This is a genomic window from Methylobacterium sp. ap11, assembly GCF_900110515.1.
Classification (GTDB): Bacteria; Pseudomonadota; Alphaproteobacteria; order Rhizobiales; family Beijerinckiaceae; genus Methylobacterium; species Methylobacterium ajmalii.
Genome location: NZ_FOEB01000014.1, coordinates 60,250 through 80,723 on the forward strand (window position 1 = coordinate 60,250; position 20,474 = coordinate 80,723).

The window sequence follows — 20,474 nt, forward strand, 5'->3', positions numbered from 1 at the left end:
CCGAGCTCGCACGGATGCGCATCCGGTCCCCCGCCGGGCGCACGGCGCGGCGGTTTGAAGCTGCAAACTCCGGGGAGTGTGCCCGGCAAGGTCTCGCGCGGGACCCGGAGCCGGGCCCGTTGCGGCATCGGCGCCGGCCGGCGTCGATATGGTCGCACCCTAGGGAACTGGGGTGGGGTATGACATAGATTGGTCTCGACGGGCCGTCTGCGCGGCCTGCCGGAGACCCCGACGTGACGAACCGAGAGGCGCCGACCCGCGGCCGAACCCCCGAGCAGGCCGGCCCGCCGCCGCGCTGCATCGTCGCCGTGCCGGTCCGCAACGAGGTCGATCGGATCGAAGCCTGCCTGCGGGCGCTCGCCGGGCAGGAGGGGATCGGGGCGGGCGCCCTCGGGATCGTCCTGTTCCTCAACAACTGCACCGACGGCACGGCCGAGGCCGTGGCGGATCTCGCCGGGCCTCTCGGCCTCCCCTTGCGGGTGATCGAGCGCGAGTATCCCGGGGCGCAGGCCGGCTGGGCCCGGCGCGAGGCGATGGAGGCGGCGGCCGCCTGGCTCGGGGAGGGGACGGCAGAGGGCGTGATCCTGACCACCGATGCCGACAGCCGGGTGCCGCCGGACTGGGTCGCCCGCAACGTCGCGGCGCTGGCCCGGGGCGCCGACGCGGTCGCCGGGCGGATCGCCCTCGACGGCGACGAGGCCGCGCGCCTGCCCGACGCGCTCCATGCCCGCGGGCGGCTCGAAGGGACCTACGAGGCGCTGCTCGTCGCCCTCGAGGGCCTGATCGACCCGATCCCGCACGATCCCTGGCCGCGTCACGCCACCCGCTCGGGCGCGACGCTCGCGGTCCGGCTTCCCGCCTACCTGGCCGTCGGCGGCATGCCGGCGCTCCCCCTCGGCGAGGACCGCGCCTTCGTCGAGGCGCTGCTGCGGATGGATGCCCGGGTGCGCCACGATCCCGAGATCGTCGTCGTCACCTCGGGCCGGCTCGACGGCCGCGCCCCCGGCGGGGCCGCCGACACGATGCGCCGACGCTGCGAGAGGCCCGAGAGCCCCTGCGACGCGCGCCTCGAACCGGTGGCCCGCGCCCTGGTCCGGTACGCCTGGGCGCGCCGGCTGCGGCGCCTGCACGGGGCCGGGCGCCTCGGCCGCACCGGGCTGTGGGCGCCCTGGTTGCGGATCGGGCCGGCGGAGGCGCGCCGCATCGCCGGCCTGCCGACCCTCGGGTCGGCGCTCGCGGCGATCGACGCGCAGAGCCCGCTCCTCGCCCGCCGGCCCCTGCGCCCGGGCGCCCTGCCGCGCCACATCGCCGTGGCGCGCCTGCTCCTCGCCGGGCTGCGGCGCGGGGCACGCGGCCTGCCGGTCCTCGGTGCCGTCCGGCCCGGCCCGCCGGTCCTCGGCCGCGCCTCCGAGGAGGCCGGCAATGCCTGATCCGATCGATCTCTCCCTCGCCCGGGACCTCCGCGGCCCGGCCGGCGGCCGGGGCCGCGAGACCGCCCGCCTCGTCGCCGCCGCCCGCCGGGTCGCGGCGCTCGCCGCCGGCCGGGCCGACGCGCAGGACCGCGACGACGGCTTCCCGGCCGAGGACGTCGCCGACCTCGCCCGGCTCGGCCTCCTCGCCGCCCCGGTCCCGGCGGAAGAGGGCGGCGCCGGGCTCGGCCGCGAGCCGGACGCGGCCGACCTCGCCGAAATCCTGCGCCTCGTCGGGTCGGGGAGCCTGGCGCTCGGCCGGGTCTACGAGGGCCACGTCAACGCCCTCGACCTCGTCCTGCGCTACGCCGCCCCGGCGGAACGGCGCGCCCTCCTGGCGGATGCCGTGAGCGGGCACCTGTTCGGGGTCTGGAACACCGAGCCGGCGGCGGACGGCCTCGTCCTTGGCGAGGACGGGTCCTTGCGCGGGCAGAAGACCTTCGCGTCCGGGGCCGGCCGGGTCACCCGGGCCCTCGTGACGGCGCGCCGTCCGGGCCGGACGGAACCCGAGATGCTCGTCGTCGCCCTCGACCCCGGCACGCGGGCCGACCTCTCGGCCTGGCGCGCGCAAGGGATGCGGGCCTCGGCCACCGGCACGGTCGACCTCACGGGCCTTGCTCCCCTCGCCCGCCTCGGCGGGCCGGACGACTACCACCGCGAGCCGCATTTCTCCGGCGGCGCCTGGCGCTTCGCGGCGGTCCAGCTCGGCGGGATCGAGGCGGTGTTCGAGGCCTGGCGCGGCCACCTCGCCCGGACCGGGCGCGGCGTCGATCCCCACCAGCTCGCCCGCCTCGGCGAGGGCGCCATCGCGCTTGAGGGCGCCCGGTCCTTCGTCGCCCGGGCCGCCGGCCTCGTCGCGCACGACGCTGTGCCGCCCGAGCGCATCGTCGCCTTCGTGGGGCTGACCCGGCTCGCGGTCGAGCGGGCGGGGCTCGAGGTGCTGGGCCTCGCCCAGCGCTCGGTCGGCCTGCAGGGGTTCCTGCGCGGCCACCCGCTCGAGCGCTTGTCGCGCGACCTCGCGACCTACCTGCGCCAGCCCGCCCCCGACCGGGCGCTCACCGCCGCCGCCGCCACGATCCTGGCCGCCGACGGGCCGGTCGACCGGCTCTGGAATCCGGGAGATGCGGGCTGATGCGGGCCGACGCCTTCCTGGCCGCCGCCGCGGAGCTTCCCCTGCGCGACCTGCGCGATCTCGTGCCGGCAGGCGGGATCGTCGTGGTGGCGCCGCATCCCGACGACGAGAGCCTCGGCTGCGGCGCGCTCATGGCCGAGGCGTGCGCGCGGGAGATTCCGGCCCGCCTCGTCGTGGTGAGCGACGGGGTCGGCTCGCATCCGTCCTCGCCGAGCCACCCGCCCGAGCGCCTGCGGGCCCTGCGCGAGGCCGAGACCCTGGCGGCGGCGGCCTGCCTCGGCCTGCCCGCCGCCCACGTCGCCTTCCTGCGCCTGCCCGACCGGTTCGTGCCGGCGGAAGGCCCCCGGGCCGAGGCGGCGGCCGAGGCGATCGCCGCCGCGGCCCGGGCCTGCGGGGCCGGCGCCCTGTTCGTGACCTGGGAGCACGATCCGCATGGCGACCACCGGGCGAGCGCCGCGCTCGCCCGCAAGGCGCGGGATCTTTTGGCGGGCGTGCCGCTCTACGCCTACCCGGTCTGGGGCTGGACGCTGCCGCCGGAGACCGAGGTCGGCCCGGCGCCCCGGGGCGCCCGCCTCGCCGTCGCCCCCCACCGCGACGCCAAGGCGGCGGCGATCGGCGCCCACCGCTCGCAGACCACCGCCCTCATCGCCGACGACCCGCAGGGCTTCCGCCTGGAGCCGGCGATGATCGCCCGCTTCCTTCGGGACGACGAAATCTTTCTCCAGATCGACCCGTGAGGATGGCTCGATGACCCGCCACGCGACCTCGCTGCCGCCGGACTATTTCGACGCGCGCTACGCCGCCGATCCCGATCCGTGGAACTTCGCCGGGAGCCCCTACGAGCGCGACAAGTACGCCGCCACCCTGGCGGCGCTGCCGCGGGAGCGCTACGCCTCGGCCCTCGAGGTCGGCTGCTCGATCGGCGTGCTGACCGCGGCGCTCGCGCCCCGCTGCGACGCCCTGACCGCCCTCGACGTGGCCGAGGCCGCCCTGGCCCAGGCCCGGGCGCGCTGCGGCGACCGGCCGGGCTTGCGCCTGATGCGGGCCCGGGTGCCGGGGGAATGGCCGGAGGGCCGCTTCGACCTGATCCTGCTCTCGGAGGTCGTCTACTACCTCGATGCCGGCGACGTCGCCCGCCTCGCCGGCCGGGTCCGGGCGAGCTTGCGCCCGGACGGCGACGTCGTTCTGGTCCACTGGACCGGCGAGACGCACTACCCGCTCACCGGAGACGAGGCCGCGGACCTGTTCGTCCGCGGCACCCGCGACCACCTCGCCCTCGACCGGCAGGTCCGCACCGCGGATTACCGCCTCGACGTGCTGCGCGCCCGCGGGGGGTGATCCCTCAGTTCGAGCGGCGCGACAGCGACACCGCGTAGGCCGGCGAGCGGACCGCGAACATCGGGTCGTCGGCCGGGCCGGCGATGCCGTCGGGCAGGTCGACCACCGGGTCGAAGGTGGCGGCGTCGCAGGTGGCGTCGGGCTCGATGGCCGTGATGCCGAGCGTGCCGAGGGTGCGGGTCTTGCGATCGTCCTCCGGCCAGGTCGCGGTCACGTCCGCGGTCGGGTCGCCCGGCTGGGCCAGGATCGCCACGAGGTCGAACCGCGCCGGGCCCTTCGCGAGCCGCTCCTTCAACTCGTCGGCGTAGAACGAATCGGGCTTGGCCTTCAGCTCCTCGTCGGAGAGGCCGGCCTTGTCGGCGGCGACGAACTTCAGCTTCGCGACCGTCTTGTCGCCCTTGGCGTTCGTCAGCGTGTAGGCGTGGACCGCCCAGTAATCGGTGCCCGCGAAGCTCGCCGGCACCGGCCGCGCGTTGAGCCACGCCGCCTGGCGGCCGGTCTCGGGGTTCTGCGCCGCGAAGGCCTTGATCTTCTCGGCATCCGGCTTGCCGTCCGGCCCCGGCACGCGGACCTTCAGGAATTCCTCCAGTTGCGCCGGCGTCTTCGTCGAGAAGACCGGGGCGGAGATGATCACGAAGGTCATGTCGCCGGCCGGGTCCGCCATCCGCATCGCGAAGCCGCGGGTGGTGGCCTTCGTCTTGTCCGAGATCTTCGGGTTGCCGCCGCCCATCGAGAAGCGGGCGGTGACCGGCACGGTCTTCGCGAATTGCGGCGCCTTGGACAGGGAGGCCGCGTCCGGGGCCGGCGCGAAGCTGCCCTTCAGGCAGACGCCCTTGGCGCCGCTCGCCCGCACGCCCTTGTGGTTGCCGCTGACCGCGAATTGCAGGCCGACGATGGCGGCCGGATCGGCCTCCTCGGCGTATACGGGAGCGGCGAGGGCGGCCAGCGCGGCGGCGCCGGCCAGGAGCGCGGAAGATCGGATCATGACGGCGTTTCCCCAGGATTCTGCGGCGGTAGAATGAATTGGGCGCAACTTGTTGGCAAGCCTGTTTCTGGCGTGTTGCCGATCGTCTCCGCCAAGGGGCACGCCGGAGGGGCAGACCGGAGAGGCACGCCGGAGGGGCGGGATCGGGCGGGGCCGGCCCGGCTGCCGGACGGACTGCGTTCGCCCGAATTTTTTTCGCCCGAACGCTGCGCCGCATGTCACCCGGAGCGGACATCCGACGCAGCGCGTGCGGCACGATCCGAGACGTCTCTGACGGCCGCCCTCAATCTCGGCGTCGCATGGTCGACGAAGGCGCGCAGGGCCGCGTTCCGTCGCGGAATCGCGTGGAAGACCAGGTGGATCGGCAGCGGCTCGGGCTCGAAGTCGCACAGGAGCGCCGTCAGGCGGCCGGCTTCGAGGTGCTCGACCACCTGATAGGCCATGACGCGGCAGACGCCTTGACCGCGGATCGCGGCATCGATGGCAGCGCCTGCGCCGTTGAGTGCGATGCGGGGCTGGACGGCCGTCGAGAACCGGCGTTCGCGGGCCGAGGTGCGATCGATGAAATGCCACTGCTCGCGAGCGACGCCGTCCTCCGTTCCGATGCAGCGGTGATGCTGCAAGGCACCCGGATCCGGCGGTCTCCCCGCATGGGCAAGGTAGTCCGGTGCCGCGCATGCCAGCCTGCGCATCTCGCCGAGCTTGACGGCGATCATGTCCGAGGCGGGGAGCGGCGCGAGCCGGACCGCGACGTCGACGCCTTCCTCGACCAGGCTCACCACGCGGTTCAGCAGGAGCATGCGCAGGCTGACGTCGGGGTGCTCGTCGAGGAACGTCTCGACGACGGGCATCAGGACGGAGCGGCCGAACAGCTCCGGCGCGGTCAGGGTGATCCGGCCCACGACCCGGTCGCCCGCCGCATCGCCACCGTCCGCTTCGGCGAGCTCGGCCAGGATGCTGCGATAGACGGCGACCTGATGCTCGCCGCGTTCCGTCAATCGCAACGCGCGGGTCGAGCGATGCAGCAAACGCTCGCCCAGGCGCTCCTCCAGCATCGCCACCGCCCGGGTGACGGTCGCCGGTGAGTGGCCCAGCTTTCGCCCCGCGGCGGCGAGCGAGCCCGTCTCGACGACGGCGACGAACACGGCCATCGCATCGAGCCGATCCATCGTTTCACATCCTGAAATCATAGCTTGCGACGAGGCGATCTTATTGCATCCAGAGCAAGGTGCTAGACCCCCTCCGTCCAGCGGCGCGGAGCCGCGGGGATCATGACGACGCCACGAGACGGCAAGGCGCGACGCGCGCGTCTCGGGAACGCTCGGACCGGGCGTGACTCTGATGGGTCTCGCGCGACGGGCCGTGGAGGCAGCGCCGCATGAGCCCCGTCCGCACGCTCCTTCCCCATCGGAGAACGGCACTATGACGGTCGGCTACGGCACCAAGCAGGTCGGCGATGTTGGCGTCTTCTACCGGGAGGCGGGTCCGCGCGATGCGCCGGTCCTCCTGCTGCTGCACGGCTTCCCGACCGCCTCGCACATGTTCCGCGACCTGATCCCACTCCTGGCCGATCGCTACCGCGTCATCGCGCCCGATCTCCCGGGCTTCGGCAACACGACGTCGCCCGGGCGCGATGCCTTCGACTACAGCTTCGACCGTCTTGCCGAGGTGATCGAAGGCTTCGTCGAGGCCATGAGACTGACACGCTACGCGCTGTACGTCTTCGACTACGGCGCGCCGACCGGATTCCGGCTCGCCATGCGCCATCCCGAGCGGGTGACGGCCATCGTCTCCCAGAACGGCAACGCCTACCTCGAGGGCCTCAGCCAGGAATGGGAGCCGTGGCAGGCCTATTGGCGCGACCCGAGCCCGGGGAACCGCGAGGCCTGCCGCGCAGCGCTCACCGACGAGGCGATCCATGTGCAGTACGAGCACGGCGCGCCGGCCGGCCGCATATCCCCCGACGGGATGACGCTGGACATGCACTCCATGCATCGTCCGGGAGCCCGGGAGATCCAGCTCGACCTGATCCTCAGCTACCGTACGAACGTGGCGCTCTACCTGCAATTCCAGGCCTACTTCCGCGAGCACCGGCCGCCGCTGCTGGCGGTATGGGGGAAAAACGATCCCTTCTTCATCCCGCCCGGGGCGGACGCCTACCGGCGCGATCTTCCCGAGGCCGAGATCCATTTCCTCGATACGGGACATTTCGCCCTGGAGACGCACGCCGCCGAGATCGCCCACCTGATGGGCGATTTCCTGGGTCGACATCTCGAAAGAGACGAGAGGGGTTTTTCGACGACGGACTGACTGGTTCTTCGAAGTAAAATCGGTAAAAATCAAAGTCCGAGCGCAGCGCCCGGCAGCCAAGCGATCGGGCACTGCGCCACGACCCTCGATCGCACGCCGTCGCGGCCCGCTTTGTCGACATCGCGAGCGGAAGCGGGCCGACGGCTTTCCACCTCGGCGGCCTTTCCTCGGGCTCGCGCGCGAACACCCCGACGGGAAGGCGAGGCGCTACCGCCCCGCCCCCACCGTCATCTCGCCGGCCCGGCAGTTCTGGCGCGCCACCTCGGGGCAGGCGGTGAAGCCGCGCAGGTCCTTGGTGAAGCAGATCCGCACCTCCTGCAGCTGCCCGGACCGGCACGTCACCGACATCATGTCCGGGCGCAGGCCCGGATTGGCGGCGACGAACTGGCGGGCGATGTCGATGGGGGCGGCGCGCAGATCCTCCTTGGGGCTCGCGAGCGCGGCGGGAATCGTCACCGCGTCGCGGGCCTTGGCGGTCGCGCGGAAATAGGCGGCGGGGTCGAGGCCCGAGCAGGTGCCGTGCTGGCGCCATTCGTGGCGGGCCAGGCCCTCGCTCGGGAAGACGCCCTCGGCCTCCTGCATCGCCGGGCGGCTCGGGCTGCGGGAGAAGGCGCCGCACTCGCTCGGGAAGCCGCGGTCGTATTGCGGCCACAGGCCGTGGACCACGAAGCCGGGGTTGCGGCCGGTCTCGCATTGGCGGTCGTTGCGCCGCTCGCCGGTGAGCGCGCAGTAGGTCGGCGACCACGACAGCGAGAGGACGTAGAAGTCGAACACGCCCGGCTCGCCGCCTCCGCGCCCCTGCGCGGCGGCCGGACCGGCGGCGAGCGAGCCCGCGACGGTCGCCGCGAGGAGGAGGCTGGCGAGCGCGCGCATCAGGGCCGGGCCTCGCGGCAGGACGAGGCCGAGGCGTAGGCGTAGGCGAGGTTGCGGTCGAGGCCGTGGACGCAGAACTCGACGCCGTAGGTCGCCCCGATGATGCCGAGGCTCTCGCGCACCGAGTAGTCGACCCGCCGGCGCACCCCGTCCGAGGTGGTGGCGACCGCGGTGCAGAAGCGGCGCGGGTAGAAGTCGAGGCCCCAGGGCCGCCAGGCGGTGCGCTCGATGCTGTCGTAGGTCGCGATCGTCAGCGTCGAGTTCCAGAACTTCGCCTCCTTCTCGGCGAACTGGTAGGTGATCTTCTCCAGCACGCCCTCGTCCTGGCAGCCGGGGATCTGGGCGTCGAACGGGAATTCGCGCTCCTCGGCCGGGGCGATCTCCTGGCGGGCCGAGCGGGCCTGCGCGGCGGACAGGCCGGCGGCGGTGAGACCCAGCAGGAGGGCGGCGAGAAGGGGTGTCCTGCTGAAGGATGTCTTGGGCATGGGCCGGTCCCTGGGCCCGGGCGGCGCCCGCCCGAAGGCGGCGTCCGGCTTCCCGGGCAAATGACGGTTGCTCTCTCGATCCCGACACCAAGGCTCCGTCCGCGCCAAGTCAAGCTTTCGGGCCGGCCGGCCGGCGCTTTCGCGGGCCCCTGGTGTGCCGGGGGCACACCCGTGCGTCTGCCACCGGCGTGAACCCGAACCGGGACCGTGTCGCGAATTGAATGTCCGCAGCTCCGATGTTACGCTACGTTCATGCCGCGCGCCCTTCCCTCTTCCGAAATAGTTCGGCCACACGCCTCGCGAGCAGGCGAGACGAACCCCATTCCGGCGGCCTCGAAGGAGCGCCGCGAGGCGCGCAAGGGCGCCGCGCTCGCGCGACGGCTGAAGGCGGCGGCCGACCGGCACGACGCTGGACAGGTGGGTGAGGACGTCACCGACCTATCGTCGGAGGATTTCATCGCTCGCCTGCGGCGTTGAGCCTCGCGCCTCCGTACCCATGCCGATCCGGCAGAAGCTGAGCAGGCTCGAGGCGAAGCCGAAGAAGGTCTTGCTCTCCCCGACCTTCCGCGATCCGAGCGGGATCGCGCGAAACGACGATTTCGCGAAGACCGTCGATCATATCCGCCGCTGCATCGCCAACGGCACGCCGTTGCCGTCCGGTTATTACAGCAAGGGCGCGGGCCTGCGCTCCGACACGATGCTCATGAACTTCGGGATCATGCACTTGCATCTCGGCCGGTGAAACACGGAGGAGCTGCTCTGGCTCGTCCAGTATTCCGACCACGTCGTCTTCCTGGAACTCAGCGATCACAAGCCGTTCGCCGATCGACCCGTCGGGGAGCGACTCCATCGATTTCATTCGCAGGAGATCGTGACCCGCGAGAAGGAGATCGACGCACGGGTCGCCGCCGATCTGGCGGCCGGCACGATGCCGCGTCTCACCTATGGCGAGAAGCTGCGGCTGGGTCTCATCAAACGGCCGACGAAACCGAAATAGGAACCGCGTCCATTACGGGCTTCGCCGGGGCCTGTTCCCGACCGATGCCTCGCAGGCCCTGCCATACCGGGGGAGCGCGCCCGCGCCGCGGTTTGCCTCGTCCCGGCGACGCACTAAGACGGGTCTCGACCGACCGCCGCAAAAGTGTCAGCCCGCATGAGCACCGAGACCGCCCCCGAGACGAAGCCCGTCGGCCCCGGCGATCAGGTGCTCCTGGTCGACGGCTCGTCGTTCATCTTCCGGGCCTATTTCCAGTCGATCAACCAGCCCGAGCGCTACAACTTCCGCCCCTCCGACGGGCTGCCGACCGGGGCGGTGCGGCTGTTCTGCGCCAAGCTCGCGCAGTTCGTGCAGGAGGGCGCGGCCGGCGTCGTCCCGACCCACCTCGCCATCGTGTTCGACAAGTCCGAGGGCTCGTTCCGGAAGGAGATCTTTCCGGACTACAAGGGCCACCGGCCCGACGCGCCCGAGGACCTCAAGCGCCAGATGCCCTTGATGCGCGACGCGGTCCGCGCCTTCGGCCTGCACCCGATCGAGCTGCCGCGCTACGAGGCCGACGACCTGATCGCCACCTATTCGCGCCAGGCGGAAGGCCGGGGGGCGGGCGTCATCATCGTCTCGTCCGACAAGGACCTGATGCAGCTCGTCGGCGACCTCGTGCGCTTCTACGACTTCGAATCGGGCCAGAAGGGCAAGCCGGGCTACCGTCCCGAGCGCAACCTCGACCGCGCCGCCATCCTGGAGCGCTGGGAGGGCCTGGGGCCCGAGCAGATCGGCGACGCGCTGGCGCTGATCGGCGACACCTCCGACAACGTGCCGGGCGTGCCGGGCATCGGCCTGAAGACCGCCGCGGCGCTCATCAAGGAGTTCGGCAGCCTGGAGGCGCTCTTGGAGAAGGCCGCCACCATCAAGCAGCCCAAGCGGCGCGAGACGCTGCTCGCCAACATCGACCAGGCGCGCCTGTCGCGCCGCCTCGTCGCCCTCGACGAAGCCGTGCCGGTGCCGGTGCCGCTCGACGACCTCGGGCTTCCGAAGCCCGACCCGGAGCGCCTGGTCGGCTTCCTGAAGGCGATGGAGTTCAACACCCTGACGCGCCGCATCGCCCAGATGCTGCACGTCGACCCGGAGGCGGTGCGGCCCGACCCCGCCCTGCTGCCGGCGGGCGCCGATTCCGGCTTCACGAACGAGAAGGGCGGCAGCGACGTCACGCCGTTCTTCGGCGACACGCCCGACGGCGCCCCCGCCGACGCGAAGGCCGAGGTCGATCCCTTCGCCGATCTCGACCTGCCGGACGCGCCCCCGAAGCCGAAGGCCCCCACCGAGGCGACGCCGACGACGCTGGTGGCGGCGCGCGCGGCGGAGTCGGTCAAGCCGTTCGACACCGCGTCCTACGAGACGGTCACCACGGTCGAGAGCCTGGATTCCTGGATCGCCGAGGCGGTCGAGGCGGGCATCGTCGCGGTCGATACCGAGACGACCGCGCTCGATGCCAACAAGGCCGACCTCGTCGGCGTGTCGCTCGCCACCGCGCCGGGGCGGGCCTGCTACATCCCGCTCAGCCACCGCGGCGGCGAGGACCTGTTCGGCGGCGGCCTGCTGCCGGGGCAGCTCTCCTGGGAGGCCGTGCAGGCGCGCCTCAAGCCGCTCCTGGAAAACCCGTCGGTCCTCAAGATCGGCCAGAACGTCAAGTACGACTGGCTGGTGCTCGCCCGCCACGGCATCGAGGTCCGGCCCTTCGACGACACGATGCTGATCTCCTACGTGCTCGATGCCGGCAAGGGCTCGCACGGCATGGACGAACTGGCCCGCCGCCATCTCGGCCACCAGCCGATCACCTTCGCGGACGTCGCCGGGACCGGGCGCCAGAAGGTGACCTTCGACAAGGTCGCCCTCGACAAGGCCACGGCCTACGCGGCGGAAGACGCCGACGTGACGCTGCGGCTGTGGCGGCTGATGAAGCCGCGGCTCGCCGCCGAGCGCCGCGCCACCGTCTACGAGACCCTGGAGCGGCCGCTGGTGCCGGTGCTGGCGCGCATGGAGCGCGAGGGCATCAAGGTCGACCGCCAGATGCTGAGCCGGCTCTCGGGCGATTTCGCCCAGTCGCTGGCGCGGCTCGAGGACGAGATCCAGGAGATGGCCGGGGAAAAGTTCTCGGTCTCGTCCCCGAAGCAGATCGGCGACATCCTGTTCGGCAAGATGGGCCTGCCCGGCGCCAAGAAGACCCCGTCCGGCCAGTGGGCGACGCCCGCGACGCTGCTGGAGGAACTGGCCGGCCAGGGCCTCGAGCTGCCGCGAAAGATCCTCGACTGGCGCCAGCTCTCGAAGCTGAAATCGACCTACACCGACAGCCTGCAGGAGCATGCCGACCGCGAGACCGACCGGGTCCATACCTCCTTCGCGCTCGCCGCCACCACGACCGGGCGCCTCTCCTCGTCGGACCCCAACCTGCAGAACATCCCGGTCCGCACCGAAGAGGGCCGGCGCATCCGCCAGGCCTTCGTGGCCGATGCCGGCCACAAGCTGATCTCGGCCGATTACAGCCAGATCGAGCTGCGGCTGCTTGCTCACATCGCCGACATCCCGCAGCTGCGCCAGGCCTTCGAGGACGGCATCGACATCCACGCGGCGACCGCGTCGGCGATGTTCGGCGTGCCCCTCGACCAGATGACCTCGGACCTGCGCCGCAAGGCCAAGACGATCAACTTCGGCATCATCTACGGCATCTCGGCCTTCGGCCTCGCCGATCGGCTCGGCATCCCGCAGGGCGAGGCCGCGGCCTTCATCAAGCAGTATTTCGAGCGCTTCCCCGGCATCCGCGCCTATATCGACGACACCAAGAAGCTCTGCCGCGACAAGGGCTACGTCACGACCCTGTTCGGCCGGGTCTGCCACTACCCGCAGATCCGCTCCAACAACCCGCAGGAGCGCGCCTCGGTCGAGCGCCAGGCGATCAACGCCCCGATCCAGGGCACGGCCGCCGACATCATCCGCCGGGCGATGGTCCGGATGGAGGGCGCGCTCTCCGAGGCCGGCCTCTCGACCCGGATGCTGCTCCAGGTCCACGACGAGCTCGTGTTCGAGGCGCCCGACGACGAGGTCGATCGCGCGCTGCCGATCATCGCCCGGGTGATGGAGGAGGCCCCCCATCCGGCCGTGACCCTGCGGGTGCCCCTCGCCGTCGAGGCCAAGGCGGCCCTGAACTGGCAGGAGGCGCATTGAGGGCGGCTCGGCCGGGCATTGATGTGAACATCGAGCACAGGGCGGTCCGGCCCTCGTAGCTCTCCCCTTTCCCGGACGACTGGAGCGAAGCGAAAGGAGATCCGGGATCCAGCACGAGACGCCGCGAAGCGTCCGCGTGTCTGCAACGGTGCAGTATACGGAGCCGCTTCGCGGCGATTCTCCCCTGGATCCCGGATCTCCTTCCGCTCCCGCTTCAGTCGTCCGGGAAAGGGCGGTGGTTCACGACATGGGCGGGTGGCTCGATTTCGAGCCGCTCATGCCTAGAGCACTTCACGATCGCGTTGCAATCGCGAAGATCTCTAAGTTTTTGATTTTGCCGTATTTTCTATCGACGAACCGGTGTCCACTTCGTCGGAAAATACTCTAGTCCCCCTCACGCCACGTCCAGCCCCAGGTCGACGATCGGCGCGCTGTGAGTGATCCAGCCGGTCGAGATCAGGTCGACCCCCGTCGCCGCCACCGCGCCGACGGTCTCGCGGCTGATCCGGCCCGAGGCCTCGCTCACCGCCCGCCCGTCGATCATCGCCACCGCTGCGCGCAGGGTGTCGGGGCTCATGTTGTCGAGGAGCACCGCATCGGCGCCGACCGACAGGGCTTCCTCCAGCTGGGCCAGGGTGTCGACCTCGACCTCGATCTTCACGAGGTGCCCGACGCCGGCCCGCGCCCGCCGTACCGCCGGGGCGACGCCGCCCGCCACCGCGACGTGGTTGTCCTTGATCAGCACCGCGTCGTCGAGGCCGAAACGGTGATTGGCCCCGCCCCCGGCCCGCACCGCGTGCTTCTCCAGGCTGCGCAGGCCCGGCGTGGTCTTGCGGGTGCAGACGATGCGGGCCTTGCCGTGCGGGCGCGCCGCCTCGACCAGGGAGGCGGTGGCGGTGGCCACGCCCGAGAGCCGGCACAGCAGGTTGAGGGCGACGCGCTCGGCCGAGAGGATCGCCCGCGCCGGCCCGTCGAGGGCGATCACCGCCTCGCCCGGGGCGACCCGGCTGCCGTCCGGGCGCAGCACCGAGACCGCTACCGCCGGATCGAGGAGCGCGAAGGCGAGCGCCGCCGCGTCCGTCCCCGCCACCGTGCCGGCCTGGCGCGAGATGATGGCACCGGAGAAGCGGGCATCCGCCGGGACGATGCTGTCGGTGGTGAGGTCGCCAGCGCGGCCGAGATCCTCCAGGAGGGCGGCCCGCACGATCGGCTCGACCATGAGGCGGGGCAGGGCGGGGGGAAGCACGAGGTCGGTCATCGGGTTGCCTTGACGAGGGAGGAGGGGCGCGCGACGGCATCGGCCGTCGCGAGCGCCTGGGTGAGGGTGATGTCGGTGGAGCGAGGCGCCTGCTGCCCCGGATGGTCGGCCCGCCAATGGCCGCCGCGGCTCTCGCGCCGGGCAAGCGCCGCCGCCGCCACGAGGAGCCCGGCGACGGCCTCCGCCGAGCCGGCCCGGGCCAGGGCGGCGAGCCGGGAGACGGCCCGGGCGAGGCCGGCCTCGTCGCGCACCAGCCCGACCTCCGCCTCCATCAGCTCGCGGATTTCTTGCAACTCGCGGACTTCCGGCAAGGCGTCGGACGCGGGGAGCAGGTCCGGGGCGCGGCCCGCGCCCGCCGCGGCGCGCTTCGAATCGCGGATGTCGGCGGCGATCCGCTCCGCGAAGGCCATCGCCTCGAGGAGCGAGTTGCTGGCGAGGCGGTTTGCCCCGTGCAGCCCGGTCGCCGCGACCTCGCCGCAGGCCCACAGGCCGGGCAGCGTGCTGCGGCCGTGCCCGTCCACCCGGATCCCGCCCATGTGGTAATGCGCCGCCGGCCGCACCGGGATCGGGGCGGCGGCCGGATCGAGCCCGGCGGCACGGCAGAGGGCGGCCACGGTCGGGAAGCGGCGCGCCACGTCGATCCGGCGGGCATCGAGGAAGACCGCCTCGCCCCGGCCGGTCCGCCGGGCGATGGCCCGGGCGACCACGTCGCGGGGGGCGAGCTCGGCCCCGGCGATGCCCGCCATCACCCGGCCGCCCGCGGCGTCGACCAGGACCGCGCCCTCGCCGCGCAGCGCCTCGGTGGCGAGCGGCAGCGGGCCGTCGGTGCGGATTGCGATCGCGGTCGGATGGAACTGCACGAACTCGACGTCGCGCAGGACCGCGCCGGCCCGGGCCGCCAGGACGAGGCCGGCCCCGACCGCGCCCGCCGGGTTGGTGGTCGAGCGGTAGAGCCCGCCGAGCCCGCCGGTCGCCAGCACCACCGCCCGGGCCGGCAGATGCAGGATCGCCTCGCCGCTGCGGACGACGAGGCCGGTGACCCGGCCCTCGCCGTCCTGCATCAGGGCCGTCGCCCGCCCGACCGTGACGGTGATCGACGGGCAGGCCGCCGCCGCCCGGGCCAGCGTGCGCAGGACCGCGGCGCCGGTGGCATCGCCCCCGGCCTTGACGATGCGGCGGCGGGAATGCGCCGCCTCCAGGCCCAGCGCCGGGGCGCCGTCGGGTCCACGGTCGAAGGCGAGGCCGAGCCCGACGAGCCAGTCCACCAGGCCGGGGCCGGCCTCGGCGACGATTCTGGCGATGCCTGCGTCGCTCAGGCCCGCGCCGGCCGCCAGCGTGTCGGCGGCGTGGAGCGCCGGCGCATCGTCGGGGCCGATCGCCGCCGCGATGCCGCCCTGCGCCCAGGCCGTCGCCGTCTCCTCGCCCAGCGGCGCCGCGGTGACGAGGGTGACGGGAAGCGGCGCCAGCCGCAGGGCCGTGGCGAGGCCGGCGACGCCGGCCCCGACCACGACGATCCGATCGGCCGTCATGCCCGGACCGCCAGCATGCGCTCGACGGCGCGGCGCGCCGGGGCGATCAGGTCGTCCGGCACCGTGACCTCGTGGGTCAGCCCCTCCAGGCTCTGCCGGATTTTTTGCAGGCTGATCCGCTTCATATGCGGGCAGAGGTTGCACGGCTTGACGAACGCGACGTCCGGGTTGCGCACCGCGAGGTTGTCGGCCATCGCGCACTCGGTGATCAGCACCACCTGCGCCGGCCGCCGGGTCTCGACGTAATCCTGCATCGCCGCGGTCGAGCCCGAGAAATCCGCCTCCGCCACCACGGCGGGCGGGCATTCGGGGTGGGCCAGCACCGTCACGCCCGGATAGGCTTCCCGCGCCTCGCGGATGTCGGCTGCCGTGAAGCGCTCGTGCACCTCGCAATGGCCGGCCCAGGTCAGGATCTCGATCTGCGGCAGCTCGGCCTGGACGTTCTGCGCCAGATACTCGTCGGGGATCATCAGGACGCGCTTGGACCCGAGGGATTCGACCACCGCCTTGGCGTTGCCGGAGGTGCAGCAGAGGTCGGATTCCGCCTTCACGGCCGCGGAGGTGTTGACGTAGGTCACCACCGGCACGCCCGGGTGGCGGCGGCGCAGCTCCCGCACGTCGGCGGCGGTGATCGAATCCGCCAGGGAGCAGCCGGCGGCGAGGTCCGGGATGAGCACGGTCTTCGTCGGGTTCAGGATCTTGGCGGTCTCGGCCATGAAGTGCACGCCCGCCACCACGATCACGTCGGCATCCGTGCGGGCCGCCTCGCGGGCCAGCGCCAGGCTGTCGCCGACGATGTCCGCCACCGTGTGGAAGATCTCCGGCGCCTGGTAGTTGTGCGCCAGCACCACGGCGTTGCGCTCGCGCTTGAGCACTTGGATCGCCGCGACGTCGCCGGCCAGCGCCGGCCACTCGATCGCCGGGACGTGGTGGCGGACCCGGTCGTACAGCTCCGGCAGGGGCAGGGAGCCCGCCCGATCGAGGGTTGCCGCGTCCATTCTCGCCTCCCGGAATATGCTCAATATGAGCATTTACCCGGCTAGGCTAATCTCCGGATTTCGGGCTGTCCAGATATGTTGGATGTGAGCATAAGTGCGGCAGGACGCCGCAAGTTCGGCGCCGCTGGCTCCCCCCGCCGCGGCCGCTCAGCCGGTCCGGTTCGAGGGCAGGCGCAGGCCGGGCGCCGGGCGTTCCAGCAGCACCTCGCGGCGAAAGCGCATCAGGCGGGCCGGGCGCCCGCCGGTCTCGGCGGTCACCGCCTCGGTCTCCTCGACGAGGCCCTGATGGGCGACGAGGCGGCGGAAGTTCTGCTTGTGCAGCAGGATGCCCGACAAAGCCTCGACCACGCGCTGGAGCTGGCCCAGCGTGAAGGCGGGCGGCATCAGCTCGAATACGACCGGCCGGTACTTGATCTTGCCGCGCAGGCGCCCGAGGGCGGTGGCGAGCATGCGCCGGTGGTCGTGGGCCATCGGCCGGCCGGTGAGGGGGCTCACGTCCAGGTCCGCCCCGGCCTCGGGCACGAGGCCGGCCTCGAACAGCAATTCGTAGCGCTCCAGCACCCGCTCCTCGTTCCAGCCGCTCCCGGCCGCCCCGAAGGTCAGGCCGATCCGGTCGCTCCGGCGCCGGCGCGCCTCCGGGCTCGATGCGGCTTCGGCCCAGGCCGCGAGCCGGGCCGCGATGGCGTCGAGGTCGTCCGTGCGCCCCGCCCGCCGGTCCTCGTAGGGGAAATAGCGGTACCAGCTCTGCCAGGCCGAATCGGCGGCGGGCCGCGCCTCGCGCACCAGGGCGAGGTAGGCGACCGAGAGCGCGTGCAGCCCGACATCCCCCTTGCCGCCCCGGCGCCGGTCGCGGTCGCCGAAGGTGTAGAGCTGCTCGACGTAGCCGAGGCTCTGGCCGGTCTGCCGCTCGACCCAGGCCCGCAGGCCCCGCTCCAGGGTGGGATGCGCCGGTTCGAGCGGCCCGGCCGGCAGGCCCTCGGCCCGGCCCGCGGGCTGGCCCGCCACCGGCACGGTGAGCACCCGCGGCTCGTCGAGCGTCGCCGCCAGGATGACGGCCGCGAGGCCGACCAGGGGGGCCGCCGCGCTCGGTTCCGCCTCGCTCATCGTCCCGCCCTCCCGATCCGGCAGGGGCTTAGCACGGGGGGCGGTGCGAAAGGGTTATTGTCAGAGCCTTGCAGCGAGGAGCGTCGGCCCTGGCGAAGCCTCAGGGCGCGATCCGGCGCGCCTCGATCCGCGGGGCGGCGGCCTGCACGGTGATCGCGTAGTGATCGCCCTGGGTGACGTCCAGGATGCTGCGGGTCCGGTAGGCGACGGCGTTCGTGCCGCCCGCGTGCCGAAGGCTGTCGTACAGCAGGCCGTGCCCGCCGGCTGCCCGCACCGCCTCGCCGAAGCGTTGCGACGCCGCGTAGTCCTGCGGGTCGAGGAGGCCAGGCAGGTCCGGGCCGGCCCGCCCGCGCAGGTCGCGGAACCGCCCGTCGAGCCGCGCCGTGTAGGTGCGGTAGGTCCGCGTCAGTTCGGGCAGGCCCGTCGCCGCCGCCTCGCGGCGCAGGTGGTGGCCGACCTCCGCCACGGCGGTGCGCAGGGATGCGGCGGCGTACCAGGCGCCGAGATCGGCGCCGTTGAAGCGCATGCCGCCGGGGGCGACGTGCAGGAACGACGCCATGACGATGCTGGCATTCGTCCGGCCGTAGACCCACTCCGCTTCCGGCAGCCGAGCCAGGCGCTCCGCCACCAGGCGGTCGTTGGTCCAGCCGGCCAGCTCCATCACCGGCGCGAGGTCGGCGGCGGTCGCGACGGTGTCGAACAGGCCGATCGGCGGGAAGCGCGACGGGATCAGCCGGTAGGTCGGATGCGGGGCCGGTGCGTCGGTCGCGCCGGGATCGATCGCGCCGGGATCGGTCACGCGAGCACGATGTCGGCGTCGGTGAGGGGGGATGCGTCGCGGTCGACCGCGTTCGGCGCCAGGAACAGGCCGCCCCGGGCCGCGTCGAGGAACCGGCGCACCGCCATCAGCCCGTCCTGCGTGCCACCCGTCACCAGCGCGAGGGGCGGCTGGCCGCCGAACAGGGGCGCCCGGTGCGGGCGCCGCAGCCAGGCGATCCCGTCCGGCTCGTCGGCGTGCAGGATTCCCAGGGCCTGATGGATGCCGAGCACCACCGAGATCCGTGTCAGCACGTCGACGCCCAGGGTGACGTCCTGGTGCTCCCGCGCGGCCTTGAGCCAGCCGTAATAGGTCGAGCGCGACGGCAGGCCGAGGACCAGCAGGCGCTCGCCCTCGTCGAGCCGCCACAGGTCGGCGATGGCCGTGAAGGTCCGCAGGGCCGGCCCGCTCAGGCGGCGCCGGTTCGGCGCCGAGAAACGATCCGCATCGAGCCGCGCCGGTTCGGCATCGACCGGCGGAACGGGCCTATCGAGAGGCCGGGCAAGGGCAGGGGCCATGGTGCGACTCCGATCCGGATCCAGATATAGTCCGGATCTGGACAAGAACCAACCGGCGCGATCGTTCCCTCACGCCGGCACCCGCACCGTCGCCCGCAAGCCCCCCAGCGGCGAATCGTACAGCGCCACGTCGCCGCCATGCGCGCGGGCGATGTCGAGGGCGATGGCGAGGCCCAGCCCCGAGCCGCCGGCATCCTGGCGGGCGTCGTCGAGGCGCACGAAGGGCTTGAACACCTCCTCGCGCTGCTCGACCGGGATGCCCGGACCGTCGTCGTCGATCGAGACGGCGAGCCAGCGCGCCTCCTGGCGGGCGGTGATCGCGATCGTGTCGCCGTAGCGGGCGGCGTTCGCCGCGAGGTTGAACAGGCAGCGCCGGAAGGCGTCGGGCCGGACCGTCACGGTCGCCTGGCCCTCCAGCGTCACCTCGGAGACGTGGCCGCCGAGACGCTCCACGTCGGTGCGCACGTCCTCCAGCAGCGCGCGCAGGTCGATGGCCGCGGCCGGCTCGCCGGAATCGCCCTTGGCGAAGGCGAGGTAGGCCTCGAGCATCCGGCTCATCTCGTCGACGTCGCGCTGCAGGTCGTCGATCTCGGGGGTCTGGGGCAGCAGCACCAGGGAGAGCCGGAAGCGGGTGATGATGGTGCGCAGGTCGTGGCTCACCCCGTTGAGCATCGTCGTGCGCTGCTCCATCGCCCGCTCGATGCGCCGCTTCATCTCGATGAAGGCGTGGCCGGCCTTGCGCACCTCGCGGGCGCCGCGGGGGCGGAAATCGAGCTCGCGGCCCTTGCCGAAGCTCTCCGCCACGTCGGCGAGCCGCAGGATCGGCCGGATCTGGTTGCGCAGGAAGAGGATCGCGACGCCGAGCAGCACCATCGAGGAGCCGCCCATCCAGAGCAGGAAGATGTGCGAGTTCGAGGCGTAGGCCTGGCTGCGCCGGGCGATCACCCGCATCACCCCGCCGGGGATCTCGACCCGGATCTCGATCAGGTTGGAGCGCCCGACGGTGTCGATCCAGAACGGCCGGGCGATCTGGCGCCGGATCTCGTCGGACAGGGCCTCGTCGAGGAGGGAGAAGAACGGGCGCGGGCCGGGGGCGGGGAGCTTGGCGCCCTCCAGGATGTCGATGTCGAGGTTCAGCCGCTCGCTGGCGATCCGCTCCAGGGTCTCGGAGCCCTTGTCCTGCGGGTAGCTCTCGTAGATGTCGATCAAGGCCGCGACGTCGGCGGTCACCGCGGCCGAGAGGCGCCGCGTCACCAACTGCCAGTGCCGCTCCATGAAGGTGTAGGCGATCACCGATTGCAGCAGCACCATCGGGGCGATGATGATGATGAGGGATCGGGCGTAGAGCCCCTTCGGCAGGCGGTCGCCGATCACGCGGCCGAGGCGACGCCAGGCCCGCCGGGGCGTCGGCAGCGTCCCGGCGAGGGTGGGGTTGGCCACGG

Annotated in this window: 20 protein-coding genes; 9 read left to right on the forward strand and 11 right to left on the reverse strand. The window is 72.7% G+C overall.

Annotated features, from left to right (window positions below; all coding sequences use genetic code 11):
* Window positions 1–233 precede the first annotated feature (233 nt).
* Genes BMX97_RS19920 through BMX97_RS19935 form a run of 4 tightly spaced genes read left to right on the forward strand, consistent with a single transcriptional unit; the run spans window position 234 to window position 3,939 of the window.
* Window positions 234–1,430: a glycosyltransferase family 2 protein gene (locus BMX97_RS19920; RefSeq protein WP_348273127.1), complete on the forward strand. Its 1,197-nt coding sequence runs from the start codon at window positions 234–236 to the stop codon at window positions 1,428–1,430.
* A complete protein-coding gene (locus tag BMX97_RS19925; RefSeq protein WP_091753033.1) occupies window positions 1,423–2,601 on the forward strand; it encodes an acyl-CoA dehydrogenase family protein in 1,179 nt (392 codons plus the stop codon). Before BMX97_RS19920 ends, BMX97_RS19925 begins: the two co-directional genes overlap by 8 nt.
* Window positions 2,601–3,338, forward strand: coding sequence for a PIG-L deacetylase family protein (locus BMX97_RS19930; RefSeq protein ID WP_091753034.1), 738 nt, complete (start codon window positions 2,601–2,603; stop codon window positions 3,336–3,338). Before BMX97_RS19925 ends, BMX97_RS19930 begins: the two co-directional genes overlap by 1 nt.
* Before the next feature lie 10 nt (window positions 3,339–3,348).
* Entirely contained in the window at window positions 3,349–3,939 is a 591-nt protein-coding gene (locus BMX97_RS19935) for an SAM-dependent methyltransferase (protein ID WP_091753035.1), read from the forward strand.
* Between the two features lie 4 nt (window positions 3,940–3,943).
* Here BMX97_RS19935 and BMX97_RS19940 read toward each other — a convergent pair whose 3' ends face one another.
* On the reverse strand, window positions 3,944–4,924 hold the full coding sequence (locus tag BMX97_RS19940) for a catalase family peroxidase (RefSeq protein ID WP_091753036.1): 981 nt from the start codon (window positions 4,922–4,924) through the stop codon (window positions 3,944–3,946).
* Window positions 4,925–5,142: 218 nt separating this feature from the next.
* Window positions 5,143–6,093 carry a LysR family transcriptional regulator gene (locus tag BMX97_RS19945; RefSeq protein WP_177202286.1) on the reverse strand — a complete coding sequence of 317 codons (951 nt, stop codon included), beginning with the start codon at window positions 6,091–6,093 and terminating at the stop codon, window positions 5,143–5,145.
* Window positions 6,094–6,346: 253 nt separating this feature from the next.
* Here BMX97_RS19945 and BMX97_RS19950 point away from each other — a divergent pair, with 253 nt between their 5' ends.
* Window positions 6,347–7,234, forward strand: a complete 888-nt coding sequence (locus BMX97_RS19950) for an alpha/beta fold hydrolase (protein ID WP_091753038.1) — start codon at window positions 6,347–6,349, stop codon at window positions 7,232–7,234.
* Between the two features lie 207 nt (window positions 7,235–7,441).
* On the opposite strand, the gene BMX97_RS19955 is transcribed toward BMX97_RS19950, so the two are convergent.
* Window positions 7,442–8,107: a ribonuclease T2 family protein gene (locus BMX97_RS19955; RefSeq protein WP_091753039.1), complete on the reverse strand. Its 666-nt coding sequence runs from the start codon at window positions 8,105–8,107 to the stop codon at window positions 7,442–7,444.
* Window positions 8,107–8,592 carry a hypothetical protein gene (locus BMX97_RS19960; RefSeq protein WP_060849655.1) on the reverse strand — a complete coding sequence of 162 codons (486 nt, stop codon included), beginning with the start codon at window positions 8,590–8,592 and terminating at the stop codon, window positions 8,107–8,109. Before BMX97_RS19960 ends, BMX97_RS19955 begins: the two co-directional genes overlap by 1 nt.
* Before the next feature lie 252 nt (window positions 8,593–8,844).
* Here BMX97_RS19960 and BMX97_RS32195 point away from each other — a divergent pair, with 252 nt between their 5' ends.
* From BMX97_RS32195 to polA, 4 genes are all read left to right on the forward strand, one after another.
* Complete coding sequence (locus tag BMX97_RS32195) at window positions 8,845–9,069, forward strand: hypothetical protein (RefSeq protein WP_143074658.1); 225 nt, start codon at window positions 8,845–8,847, stop codon at window positions 9,067–9,069.
* Window positions 9,070–9,088: 19 nt separating this feature from the next.
* A complete protein-coding gene (locus tag BMX97_RS19965) occupies window positions 9,089–9,334 on the forward strand; it encodes a hypothetical protein (RefSeq protein ID WP_091753040.1) in 246 nt (81 codons plus the stop codon).
* Between the two features lie 129 nt (window positions 9,335–9,463).
* Entirely contained in the window at window positions 9,464–9,589 is a 126-nt protein-coding gene (locus tag BMX97_RS34205) for a hypothetical protein (protein WP_280142808.1), read from the forward strand.
* A gap of 156 nt (window positions 9,590–9,745) precedes the next feature.
* Window positions 9,746–12,808 (forward strand): DNA polymerase I, encoded by a 3,063-nt coding sequence (gene polA, locus BMX97_RS19970; protein WP_091753041.1) that lies wholly within the window; start codon window positions 9,746–9,748, stop codon window positions 12,806–12,808.
* A gap of 394 nt (window positions 12,809–13,202) precedes the next feature.
* On the opposite strand, the gene nadC is transcribed toward polA, so the two are convergent.
* The 7 genes from nadC to BMX97_RS20005 form a co-directional block, all read right to left on the reverse strand.
* Window positions 13,203–14,066: a carboxylating nicotinate-nucleotide diphosphorylase gene (gene nadC, locus BMX97_RS19975; RefSeq protein ID WP_091753042.1), complete on the reverse strand. Its 864-nt coding sequence runs from the start codon at window positions 14,064–14,066 to the stop codon at window positions 13,203–13,205.
* The gene (locus tag BMX97_RS19980) at window positions 14,063–15,595 is read right to left on the reverse strand and encodes an L-aspartate oxidase (RefSeq protein ID WP_091753043.1); all 1,533 of its coding nucleotides are present in this window, start codon (window positions 15,593–15,595) and stop codon (window positions 14,063–14,065) included. The genes nadC and BMX97_RS19980 overlap by 4 nt, the downstream gene beginning before the upstream one ends.
* The gene (gene nadA, locus BMX97_RS19985) at window positions 15,592–16,593 is read right to left on the reverse strand and encodes a quinolinate synthase NadA (RefSeq protein ID WP_244538532.1); all 1,002 of its coding nucleotides are present in this window, start codon (window positions 16,591–16,593) and stop codon (window positions 15,592–15,594) included. Before nadA ends, BMX97_RS19980 begins: the two co-directional genes overlap by 4 nt.
* Before the next feature lie 147 nt (window positions 16,594–16,740).
* Window positions 16,741–17,697: an NUDIX hydrolase gene (locus BMX97_RS19990; protein WP_091753045.1), complete on the reverse strand. Its 957-nt coding sequence runs from the start codon at window positions 17,695–17,697 to the stop codon at window positions 16,741–16,743.
* Between the two features lie 100 nt (window positions 17,698–17,797).
* Window positions 17,798–18,496 carry an RES family NAD+ phosphorylase gene (locus BMX97_RS19995; RefSeq protein WP_244538533.1) on the reverse strand — a complete coding sequence of 233 codons (699 nt, stop codon included), beginning with the start codon at window positions 18,494–18,496 and terminating at the stop codon, window positions 17,798–17,800.
* Window positions 18,493–19,032, reverse strand: a complete 540-nt coding sequence (locus BMX97_RS20000) for an MbcA/ParS/Xre antitoxin family protein (RefSeq protein WP_091753046.1) — start codon at window positions 19,030–19,032, stop codon at window positions 18,493–18,495. The genes BMX97_RS19995 and BMX97_RS20000 overlap by 4 nt, the downstream gene beginning before the upstream one ends.
* A 69-nt stretch (window positions 19,033–19,101) precedes the next feature.
* A complete protein-coding gene (locus BMX97_RS20005) occupies window positions 19,102–20,472 on the reverse strand; it encodes an ATP-binding protein (protein WP_091753047.1) in 1,371 nt (456 codons plus the stop codon).
* Window positions 20,473–20,474: the final 2 nt, after the last annotated feature.

Coding starts and splice junctions, on each gene's coding strand:
- BMX97_RS19925 (WP_091753033.1), top strand. CDS start 1,423: ATGCCTGATCCGATCGATCTCTCCCTCGCCCGGGACCTCCGCGGCCCG.
- BMX97_RS19930 (WP_091753034.1), top strand. CDS start 2,601: ATGCGGGCCGACGCCTTCCTGGCCGCCGCCGCGGAGCTTCCCCTGCGC.
- BMX97_RS19935 (WP_091753035.1), top strand. CDS start 3,349: ATGACCCGCCACGCGACCTCGCTGCCGCCGGACTATTTCGACGCGCGC.
- BMX97_RS19940 (WP_091753036.1), bottom strand. CDS start 4,924: ATGATCCGATCTTCCGCGCTCCTGGCCGGCGCCGCCGCGCTGGCCGCC.
- BMX97_RS19945 (WP_177202286.1), bottom strand. CDS start 6,093: ATGGATCGGCTCGATGCGATGGCCGTGTTCGTCGCCGTCGTCGAGACG.
- BMX97_RS19950 (WP_091753038.1), top strand. CDS start 6,347: ATGACGGTCGGCTACGGCACCAAGCAGGTCGGCGATGTTGGCGTCTTC.
- BMX97_RS19955 (WP_091753039.1), bottom strand. CDS start 8,107: ATGCGCGCGCTCGCCAGCCTCCTCCTCGCGGCGACCGTCGCGGGCTCG.
- BMX97_RS19960 (WP_060849655.1), bottom strand. CDS start 8,592: ATGCCCAAGACATCCTTCAGCAGGACACCCCTTCTCGCCGCCCTCCTG.
- BMX97_RS32195 (WP_143074658.1), top strand. CDS start 8,845: ATGCCGCGCGCCCTTCCCTCTTCCGAAATAGTTCGGCCACACGCCTCG.
- BMX97_RS19965 (WP_091753040.1), top strand. CDS start 9,089: ATGCCGATCCGGCAGAAGCTGAGCAGGCTCGAGGCGAAGCCGAAGAAG.
- polA (WP_091753041.1), top strand. CDS start 9,746: ATGAGCACCGAGACCGCCCCCGAGACGAAGCCCGTCGGCCCCGGCGAT.
- nadC (WP_091753042.1), bottom strand. CDS start 14,066: ATGACCGACCTCGTGCTTCCCCCCGCCCTGCCCCGCCTCATGGTCGAG.
- BMX97_RS19980 (WP_091753043.1), bottom strand. CDS start 15,595: ATGACGGCCGATCGGATCGTCGTGGTCGGGGCCGGCGTCGCCGGCCTC.
- nadA (WP_244538532.1), bottom strand. CDS start 16,593: ATGGACGCGGCAACCCTCGATCGGGCGGGCTCCCTGCCCCTGCCGGAG.
- BMX97_RS19990 (WP_091753045.1), bottom strand. CDS start 17,697: ATGAGCGAGGCGGAACCGAGCGCGGCGGCCCCCCTGGTCGGCCTCGCG.
- BMX97_RS20000 (WP_091753046.1), bottom strand. CDS start 19,032: ATGGCCCCTGCCCTTGCCCGGCCTCTCGATAGGCCCGTTCCGCCGGTC.